Below are 222 nucleotides of genomic sequence, written 5' to 3' on the forward strand. Positions count from 1 at the left end.
ACGATGAATTACAGGGGGAAAGCGGCAGTATCCAGACCCAGCGCATGATGCTTAGACAGTATGCCGCAGAGCATGGGCTGACCGTTGTAGACGAGTACATTGACGACGGATGGAGTGGGACAAATTTCGAGCGTCCAAGTTTCCAAAGGATGATTGATGACATCGAAGACGGGAAAATCAACTGCGTTGTCACAAAGGACTTATCCCGTCTGGGAAGAAACT

At 49.5% G+C, this 222-nt stretch carries 1 protein-coding gene; it reads left to right on the plus strand.

Annotation, left to right across the window (positions count from 1 at the left end; all coding sequences use genetic code 11):
- Positions 1-222, plus strand: a 222-nt coding sequence (locus LI164_RS16555; protein WP_227087401.1) for a recombinase family protein, incomplete at both ends; no start/stop codon positions are given.

The organism is Dorea sp. 210702-DFI.3.125 (genome assembly GCF_020560945.1).
GTDB classification, from domain to species: domain Bacteria; phylum Bacillota; class Clostridia; order Lachnospirales; family Lachnospiraceae; genus Dorea; species Dorea formicigenerans.